The organism is Lentzea aerocolonigenes (assembly GCF_000955955.1).
In the GTDB taxonomy this organism is placed as follows: Bacteria; Actinomycetota; Actinomycetes; order Mycobacteriales; family Pseudonocardiaceae; genus Lentzea; species Lentzea aerocolonigenes_A.
In genome coordinates, this window is record NZ_JYJG01000011.1 from 1 (window position 1) to 8789 (window position 8789).

Here is an 8789-nt window from a genome sequence, read left to right on the forward strand (position 1 = left end):
GCGCTCAGCAGGGTCGCGCCGGACGCCACGGCGTTCCCGCACCGCGACGCGCTGGCGAGCGCCCAGACCTACGTCTTCGTGCGGAACAGGACCGAGGCCGAGGCCCGCGCGCTGCTCGCGAGGTGGCGTGACGGGCTCGGCGCCGGCACCACCGGATACGTGAACTACATCGACCCGGAGATGCCCGACTGGCCGACCGCCTACTACGGCCGCAACCTCGCGCGACTCAGGAAGGTCGCGCGGCGCTACGACCCGGACCGCGTGCTGAAGTTCCCCCAGGGGCTATAGCGAGATCCCGGTCAGCACGGTCACTCGTTCTTCGGTGAAGTCCTCCATCGCCGACCGGACGCCCTCACGTCCGGTGCCCGAGCCCTTCACGCCGCCGTAGGGCATCTGGTCGGCCCGGTAGGACGGCACGTCACCGATGATCACGCCACCGACCTCGAGCTCGGCCGCGGCCTCGAACGCCACCTGCACGTCTCGGGTGAACACACCGGCCTGCAGCCCGTACTTGGTGTCGTTGGCCTGCGCGAACGCTTCCTCGACGCCGTCGACCACGGACACCACGAGCACCGGCCCGAAGATCTCCTCGGTCCACAGCTTCGCGGTGAACGGCACGTCCGTCACCACGGTCGGCTCGACGGTCGTCCCGGTCCGCTTGCCGCCGAGCAGCACGCGCGCGCCGGAGTCGGCGGCCATGTTGACCCACTCCTCGACGCGCCGGGCGTTGTCCTCGTCGATCAACGGCCCGACCTCGACCTCGGGGTCGTGCGGGTCGCCGGTTTTGAGCGCTCCCACGGCTTCCACGAGCTTCGGCACGAACTCCTCGGCCTTCGAGCGGTCCACGATCACCCGCTGCACGGCGATGCACGACTGCCCGGCCTGGTAGTTGCCGAACGTCGCGATCCGCTGAGCCGCGTGGTCCAGGTCCGTCCAATCAGGACAGATGAGGGCGGCGGCGTTCGAACCCAGCTCCATCACGACGTGCTTGCGCGGCGCGGCTTCCATCAACGACCAGCCGACCTTCGTGGAGCCGGTGAAGGAGATGACCGGCAGTCGCTCGTCCTTCACCAGGGCGTCCATGTCCTTGCCGCGCACGGGAAGGATCGAGAACGCGCCTTCTGGCAGATCGGTTTCGGCCAGGATCTCACCCAGCAGCAACGAGCTCAACGGCGTCGCAGAGGCGGGCTTCACGATCACCGGCGCACCCACCGCGAGCGCCGGCGCGACCTTGTGCGCCACCAGGTTCAGCGGGAAGTTGAACGGTGCCACCGCCAGCACCGGCCCGCGCGGCACGTGCCGCACGATCGCCATCCGCCCGACGCCACCGGCCTCGGTGTCGAGCCGCTGCAGCCCACCGGTGAACCGCCGCGCTTCCTCGGCGGCGAACCGGAACGTGTTGACCGCGCGGGAAACCTCGATCTCGGCCCACTTGAGCGGCTTGCCGTTCTCCGCGGTGATCGTCTCGGCGATCTCCTCCGCGCGTTCGGCCAGCGTCCGCGACACCTGCAGCAGCGCCTCCGCCCGCACGTGCGCGGGTGTTCGCCGGAACTCCTTCGCCACGGCCGCAGCCGCCGCCACCGCGCGTTCCACCTGATCTCTGCCCGGCACGGCGACCGAGGCGACCTCGGTGCCGTCGAACGGGTGGAAGACCTCTAACGCCTGCTCGCCCTGCTCGGGGCGGCCGGCGACCCAGCACGGCCTGGGTTGCGGCGTGAACGCGTCCATGGGGATCACGTTAGGCCCTATTGGCCTGCACGTACTCGATGAGTCCCAGGTAGTAGTCGTCGTGACGGTCCGCGCGTTGCTGGACGAACGCCGGGTGCTCTCTGATCAGCCGAATCGCGTCGTCCAGCCGCATGAGGACCTGCTCGTCGTTGTAGACGCACCCGTATGCCTCGCAGAACAGTTCGGTGCGCCGTTTCCGGTCGTCCGGCAGCCCGAACACGAACTGGATGATCGCCCAGCTGACGTCCCACCAGCGCGGACCGGGGTGAGCGGTGTCGAAGTCGAACACGCCCACCGGCAGGCCGTCGCGGTAGACGGTGTTGTACGGCGCGAAGTCGCCGTGCAGGACGACCTCCACCGGCTCCCTGGCGGCGAACTGCCACCCGTCGAGCCGATCGGCGAGCGGGATCGTCGCGTCGTGCAGCCTGCGCAGCATCAGGGCCGACTCGACCAGCGACGCGTCGTCGGAAGGGAACACGTGGCCAACGTCACCGGGCAGGTAGCTGAGCAGTTCGTGCTCCGAGTCGAGCTCGAGCGGAACCGGCGCGATCCCCAGCGGTGCCAAGTGCCGCAACAAATCGTGCACCCGCGGCGCCCACGGACCGGCCGGCCTGCGCACCGCGTCACCCACCCTGAACACCTGGTTCAGCCCGCCACCGGTCAGCAGTTCACCGTCCACGCATGAGATCCTTGGCGATGTGTCCGACACCAGCAACCGCCCTGTTCTCGTCGTCGACTTCGGCGCCCAGTACGCGCAGCTGATCGCCCGCCGCGTGCGTGAGGCCCAGGTCTACTCCGAGGTGGTCCCGCACACCGCGACGGTGAGCGAGATCCTCGACAAGAACCCGCTGGCCATCGTGCTGTCCGGTGGCCCGTCGAGCGTCTACGAGGAGGGCGCGCCGCAGGTCGACCCGAAGCTGTTCGAGACCGGCGTCCCGGTCTTCGGCATCTGCTACGGCTTCCAGGCGATGGCGCGCGCACTCGGCGGCGCAGTTGAACAGACCGGCACCCGCGAGTACGGCCGCACCGACCTCGGCGTGACCGGCGCGGGCGGCTCGCTGCACGAGGAGCTGCCCGGCAGCCACCCGGTGTGGATGAGCCACGGCGACGCCGTCACCAAGGCGCCGGAGGGCTTCACGGTCACCGCGACCAGCGAGGGCGCCCCGGTCGCCGCGTTCGAGGACACCGAACGCCGCTTCGCCGGTGTGCAGTACCACCCGGAGGTGCACCACTCGCCGCACGGCCAGGAGGTGCTGCGCCGGTTCCTGCACGACATCGCGGGCATCCGTCCGCAGTGGACGACGTCGTCCATCGTGGACGAACAGGTCGCGCGGATCCGTGAGCAGATCGGTGACCGCAAGGCCATCTGCGCGCTTTCCGGCGGCGTCGACTCCGCCGTGGCCGCGGCCCTGGTGCAGCGTGCCATCGGCGACCGCCTCACCTGCGTCTTCGTCGACCACGGCCTGCTGCGCGCCGGTGAGCGCGCCCAGGTCGAGCGCGACTACGTGGCCGCCACGGGCATCAACCTCATCACGGTCGACGCCCGCGAACGCTTCCTCAACGCACTGGCCGGCGTCACGGACCCGGAGCAGAAGCGCAAGATCATCGGCCGCGAGTTCATCCGCGTGTTCGAGCAGGCCGAGCGCGACCTCAAGGCCGAGGGCGACTACGGCTTCCTGGTCCAGGGCACGCTCTACCCGGACGTTGTCGAGTCCGGCGGCGGCACCGGTACCGCGAACATCAAGTCGCACCACAACGTCGGCGGCCTGCCGGACGACCTGCAGTTCGAGCTGGTCGAGCCGCTGCGCGCGCTGTTCAAGGACGAGGTCCGCCGCGTCGGCACGGAGCTGGGCCTGCCCGAGACGATCGTGCAGCGCCAGCCGTTCCCCGGCCCCGGCCTCGGCATCCGGATCATCGGCGAGGTCACCCAGGAGCGCCTGGACACGCTGCGCCAGGCCGACGCGATCGCCCGCGAGGAGCTGACGGCGGCCGGTCTCGACCGCACGATCTGGCAGTGCCCGGTCGTGCTGCTCGCGGACGTCCGCAGCGTCGGCGTCCAGGGCGACGGCCGTACCTACGGCCACCCGATCGTGCTGCGCCCGGTGTCGTCCGAGGACGCGATGACCGCCGACTGGACGCGCCTGCCGTACGAGGTGCTGGAGCGGATCTCGACCCGGATCACCAATGAGGTGGCGGAGGTCAACCGCGTAGTCCTCGACGTGACTTCGAAGCCCCCTGGCACCATCGAATGGGAGTGACGTAGCAGAAAGGCCCCCGGTGACCGGGGGCCTTTCTCATTTCAGCGGGACTTCCGTCTCAACGAGTTGGTCAGCAGGACCAATCCGACCACGATCGCCGTTCCTCCCAGCGCCCACCGGAAGTCGAACCAGAACGTCCCGTTGGTCAGCACGTAGGCCGCCATCAGCCCGCCGCCGATTCCGAACACCAGGCCCAGCGGGTCGATCCGCCTGCGCATCACCGGCTGCTGATCAGTCACGGAGCACCTTCACCTCTCCGACGTTCGTCAGAACGTCCAGGTCGATCTTCAGTCCGCCCTCGCCGTTCTCACCGAGATCGGTGCCGCCGACCTGCACGGTGCTGCCGTCCGCCTGCTTGCCGAGGCAGTTGAGCTCACCGATCGACGAGGCCTCGCAGTTGAACGTCACGTCGGCGTTCTTCGGCACGTGCACGACCAGCTCGCCGAGGTCCGCCTCGAGCGCGGTCTTCACGGAGCCGGAGTCAGGCAGCTCGCGGAGGTCGAGCATCACGCTGCCGACGCTGATCTCGTACCTGTCCTTCACCTCGGCAACGGTCTTCGGCGTCGACTTGAGGTCGCCGAAGTCGTTGGGGCCGTCGAAACCGACGGTGGTCAGGCCGAAGCCCACCACGGACAGGGGCACCAGCAGCCAGATCAGGCCGCGGCCGGCGTCGACGAACGACCCGGCCAGCAGACCGGCCGCGAGCACCGCGACCAGCAGGCCGATGATGTGCGGCGCGGTGAACCACGGCGCCCAGATCCCGGCGATCACGGACCCCGCGAGGACCATCGTCGCCACGCCCAGCGTCGTCGCGGCGACGCGCGGCTTGCGTGGACGAGGTGCCGGCGGTTGCGGTCGGGGAGCGGGTTCCGGGAGGTCCCAGGCGAACGGCGCGGCGCCCAGCGGGTCCCAGGCCGGTGCCCCCGGCACCGGTGCCACGGGCGGTGGGTCGGCGAGCGTGGTCGCCGGCTGCAGATGTCCGCGGTTCTTCTGCAGCAGGTAGATGCACGCGATCGACGCGGCCAGCGTGGCGAAGACCTGGAACCCGCCGTCGTTGAAGGGGAACGCGACAGCCGGGAACATCAGCAGCCCCAGCAGCACCGTCCGCGCCTGGGACATCGAGCTGTGGCCCTTGTTGAGCAGGGCCTCCAGCGGCGACACCTGGTCGCCCTCCTCCGGCAGCAGCAGCCAGCCGGCCAGGTACATCGGCACACCGACGCCGCCCGACAAAGCGAGCGCGACGAACGCGATCCGCACGATCACCGGGTCGATCTGGTAGCGCATGGCGATCCCGGTCGCGACACCGCCGAGCTTGCGCCCGGCGCGGGGCCGCACCGGACGGTGGGCCCAGAACTCCCTGAGCGTGTCCGCCACGCCCTGCATTGCCTTCTCAGTCCCGCTCACGATGACAAGGTTGCGCTGTCACGCCTGGAACCACATCAGGGACCAGCCCTGATTCACGGAACCGGGGTCATCCCTGATGAACAACTCGCCGGGACGTGTGACGATCGGATGGTGAGTGCACAGATCGAGCCGATGCGCCGTCGACGCACCGGCCGGGTGGTCGCGGGCGTCGCGAGCGGGCTGGCGGAACACCTCGGCGCACCTGTCTTCTGGGTGCGCGCGATCTTCGCCGTGTTCGCCGCCCTGAGCGGGGTCGGGATCATCGCCTACGCGCTGCTGTGGATGTTCGTCCCGCAGTCGGCCATGGCGGAACCGGAGACCGACAAGGACCGCAAGGAGTGGCAGCAGGCCGTCGGTCTGGCCGCTCTGGGCATCGGCGTCGCGGTGTTCACCGGGTTGATCGGCAACGGGGCGAGCGGCTGGATCACCGGCCCGATCGCGGTGGCACTCGTGGGCGCCGCGGTCGTGTGGCGTGAAGCGGACGAGGCACAACGGCGGCGCTGGCGGGACGGTGCGCTGGCGCAGGGGAAGACGGGGATCGTGCGGACGGTGGCGGGAGGGGCGCTGGTGCTGGCGGGTGTCGCCGCCTTCCTCGTCGCGAACGACTCGATGCAGAACCTCTCCACCGTCGTGCTCTCGGTGCTCGCGACGTTGATCGGTGTCGCCGTCCTGACCGTGCCGCTGTGGATGCGGCTGGTGCGTGACCTGGACGCGGAACGCCGGGCGCGCATTCGCACGGAGGAACGAGCGGAGATCGCGGCCCACCTGCACGACTCCGTGCTGCAAACGCTTGCGCTCATCCAGAAGCAGGCCGAGTCGTCCCGCGAGGTGAAGCGCCTGGCCCGCAGCCAGGAACGCGAGCTGCGCAGCTGGCTCTACGGCCGCGAGGTTGGTGAGCAGCCGACGACGATGAGCGTTGCCATCGCCCAGACGTGCGCGGAGGTCGAGGACGACTTCGCGATCGCCGTGTCCCAGGTCGTCGTCGGTGACTGCGATCTCGAGGACGGGATGTTCGCGCTCATCCAGGCGTCGAAGGAGGCGATGGTCAACGCCGCCAAGCACGCGGGCGTCGGTGAGGTCAGCGTGTACGCGGAGATCGAGCCGGACAAGGTGACCGTGTTCGTGCGGGACCGCGGCAAGGGTTTCGACCCGGACGCCGTTCCCGAGGACCGGCATGGCCTCGCGGGCAGCATCCGGGGGAGGATGGACAGGCACGGCGGTCAGGTGCGCTTGCGCACCGCACCCGGCGAGGGGACCGAGGTGCAGCTCGAGATGCCGAGGAAGACGGAGGCCAGGACGTGAGTGTGAGGGTGTTCCTGGTGGACGACCACGCGTTGTTCCGCGCGGGGGTGCGCGCTGAGCTCGACACCATCACCGACGCGGTGGAGGTGGTCGGCGAGGCGGGCAGCGTCGGCGAGGCGGTGGCGGGGATCGCGCACCACAAGCCGGACGTGGTGCTGCTCGACGTGCACATGCCCGACGGCGGTGGCGCCGAGGTGCTGCGGCAGATCCGGACCAAGATTCCCGAGGTCACGTTCCTCGCGCTGTCGGTGTCCGATGCCGCGGAGGACGTCATCAACGTCATCCGCGCCGGTGCCCGCGGGTACGTGACCAAGACGATCTCCAGCCAGGAGCTGGTCAAGGCCGTCGTGCGGGTGTCGGAAGGCGATGCGGTGTTCTCGCCGCGGCTGGCCGGGTTCGTGCTGGACGCGTTCGCCGACCGGCCGGGTGCCGCGCCGATCAGCGACCCCGAACTCGACCTGCTGACGCCTCGCGAACGCGACGTCCTGCGGCTGCTGGCGCGCGGTTACGCTTACAAGGAGATCGCGTCCGAGCTGTTCATCAGCGTGAAGACGGTGGAGACGCACGTGTCGAGCGTCCTGCGGAAGACCCAGCTCTCCAACCGGTACGAGCTCTCCCGCTGGGCCACGGATCGCAGGCTGGTCTGAAGGGTTTCCGGGGGATTTGATCAAAAAGGTCGCTCGCGGCGCGACCGAGGTGCTGGCGCCGTGGGTCTGGGTGATTCTGCTGCCGTTCGGGGTGGCTGCTGCTTCCGAGAACATCTGGAAGACGCTGCTGTGGGGGTTCGTGGTCGCCATCACGGCGTCCGTCATCCCCATGGCCGTCATCGTGCGTGGCGCGCGCAAGGGCAAGTGGGACGGCCACCACGTGACGAACCGCGAGGGGCGGGTCGTTCCACTGGTCACGGCGGGTGCGTCGCTGGCGGCCGGCACGGTGATCATGGTGCTGGGTCATGCGCCCAAGAGCATGCTCGCGCTGGCGGGCAGCATGTTCGCGTCGCTGATCGTAAGCATGGCGATCACGTTCGGGCTGAAGTGGAAGATCTCGCTGCACGCCGGGGTCGCGTGGGCGGCCGTCGTCACGATGGCGATCGTCTACGGCCCTGTGTGGCTGCTGCTCGCACTGCCCGCGGCTCTGGTGGCGTGGTCGCGCGTCGAACTGGGTGACCACACGACGGCGCAGGTGCTGGGCGGGACGGCGATGGGCGTGATCGTGGGCGGCGGCAGCTTCTGGCTGCTCAGCCAATCTCTTTGAGGCCGTCGATCTTCATCTCGTTGTTCACCGCGGCGATCGCGACGTTGACCTTGATGTTCCGCTGCTTGCCCAGGTCCGTGACCAGGGAAAGCTGTACTGGGACGATCCAGCGGGCACCTTCGGAGTGGACCTCGGCGGTCAGCACCGCGCACTGGACCGAGGTGTAGCCGCTCCACCGCTTCAGGAAGTCGGCCTGCGGCTCCCGGAACTGCGGGTTGAAGTGCTCGTAGGCCGCCGCGGGATTGCCCGGCAGCGAGTCGTAGTGCTCCTTGACGAACCCGACGGCTTCGTCGGCCGAGAAGGAACGGGACTTCTGCTCGGTGGGGAAGGTGCCCTGGTTGGTCGACGGGTTGTCGGTGCCGCCCCAGTACGCGGCGGCCGCGCCACCTCCGACGGCCAGCAGGCCGATGATCGAGAGGATCACCAGGATCCGGCGGTTCGGCGGCTTGCGCCTGCGCGGTGCGGGAATGGGGAGCGGCTGGGACGGCTGCGGCTCGGAAGCCAGCAGGTCGGCGGCCTCCTGCGCGGTCGGCCGGTCCTCCGGGTCCTTCGAGAGCAGGCGGTTCAGCAACGGCGTGAGCTCGCCCGCGTTCTTGGCATCCCTGATCTGCCCGCTCGCCGCCCGGTAGATGAGCCCGAAGCTGTTGTCGCTGGGCCCGAACACCGACTCGCCCTCGATGGCCGAGTAGATGGTCGCCCCGAGCGAGAACACGTCGGACGCCTCGCCGGGCTGCTCACCGCGCGCCACCTCGGGTGCTAGGTAGGCGGGAGTCCCGGAGATCATGCCGGTGTCGGTCATCGTGCCGTCGCCGTTGGCCTTGGAGATGCCGAAGTCGGTGATCT

Annotated in this window: 10 protein-coding genes; 5 read left to right on the plus strand and 5 right to left on the minus strand. The window is 69.5% G+C overall.

Translation table 11 applies throughout. The features are described 5' to 3' along the window. The coding region (locus UK23_RS03540; protein WP_045309886.1) for a BBE domain-containing protein at window positions 1-288 on the plus strand (288 nt) is incomplete at its 5' end. Here the strand turns inward: UK23_RS03540 and UK23_RS03545 are convergent. Together UK23_RS03545 and UK23_RS03550 are read right to left on the minus strand one after the other, a co-directional pair. Beyond that, a complete protein-coding gene (locus UK23_RS03545; protein ID WP_045309893.1) occupies window positions 283-1728 on the minus strand; it encodes an aldehyde dehydrogenase family protein in 1446 nt (481 codons plus the stop codon). The genes UK23_RS03540 and UK23_RS03545 overlap by 6 nt on opposite strands. A gap of 10 nt (window positions 1729-1738) precedes the next feature. Continuing rightward, window positions 1739-2407 carry an aminoglycoside phosphotransferase family protein gene (locus tag UK23_RS03550; protein ID WP_045309887.1) on the minus strand — a complete coding sequence of 223 codons (669 nt, stop codon included), beginning with the start codon at window positions 2405-2407 and terminating at the stop codon, window positions 1739-1741. A 19-nt stretch (window positions 2408-2426) separates the two neighbouring features. Here UK23_RS03550 and guaA point away from each other — a divergent pair, with 19 nt between their 5' ends. Continuing rightward, entirely contained in the window at window positions 2427-3986 is a 1560-nt protein-coding gene (gene guaA, locus UK23_RS03555; RefSeq protein ID WP_045309888.1) for a glutamine-hydrolyzing GMP synthase, read from the plus strand. A 41-nt stretch (window positions 3987-4027) separates the two neighbouring features. Here guaA and UK23_RS03560 read toward each other — a convergent pair whose 3' ends face one another. Both UK23_RS03560 and UK23_RS03565 read right to left on the minus strand, forming a co-directional pair. Then, window positions 4028-4225, minus strand: a complete 198-nt coding sequence (locus tag UK23_RS03560; RefSeq protein ID WP_045309889.1) for a hypothetical protein — start codon at window positions 4223-4225, stop codon at window positions 4028-4030. Next, on the minus strand, window positions 4218-5390 hold the full coding sequence (locus tag UK23_RS03565; RefSeq protein WP_231114359.1) for a PspC domain-containing protein: 1173 nt from the start codon (window positions 5388-5390) through the stop codon (window positions 4218-4220). Before UK23_RS03565 ends, UK23_RS03560 begins: the two co-directional genes overlap by 8 nt. 108 nt (window positions 5391-5498) lie before the next feature. On the opposite strand from UK23_RS03565, the gene UK23_RS03570 reads away from it, so the two are divergent. From UK23_RS03570 to UK23_RS03580, 3 genes are read left to right on the plus strand one after another with little or no spacing between them, the layout of a single operon-like run. Beyond that, window positions 5499-6692 carry a PspC domain-containing protein gene (locus UK23_RS03570; protein WP_082114378.1) on the plus strand — a complete coding sequence of 398 codons (1194 nt, stop codon included), beginning with the start codon at window positions 5499-5501 and terminating at the stop codon, window positions 6690-6692. Beyond that, a complete protein-coding gene (locus UK23_RS03575; RefSeq protein ID WP_045309891.1) occupies window positions 6689-7339 on the plus strand; it encodes a response regulator in 651 nt (216 codons plus the stop codon). The genes UK23_RS03570 and UK23_RS03575 overlap by 4 nt, the downstream gene beginning before the upstream one ends. Window positions 7340-7355: 16 nt before the next feature. Continuing rightward, window positions 7356-7946, plus strand: coding sequence for a hypothetical protein (locus UK23_RS03580; protein WP_330769822.1), 591 nt, complete (start codon window positions 7356-7358; stop codon window positions 7944-7946). On the opposite strand, the gene UK23_RS03585 is transcribed toward UK23_RS03580, so the two are convergent. After that, window positions 7930-8789 (minus strand): protein kinase domain-containing protein (locus UK23_RS03585; RefSeq protein ID WP_045309892.1); only part of this gene is annotated, 860 nt, incomplete at its 5' end. The two genes, UK23_RS03580 and UK23_RS03585, sit on opposite strands and share 17 nt — an antisense overlap.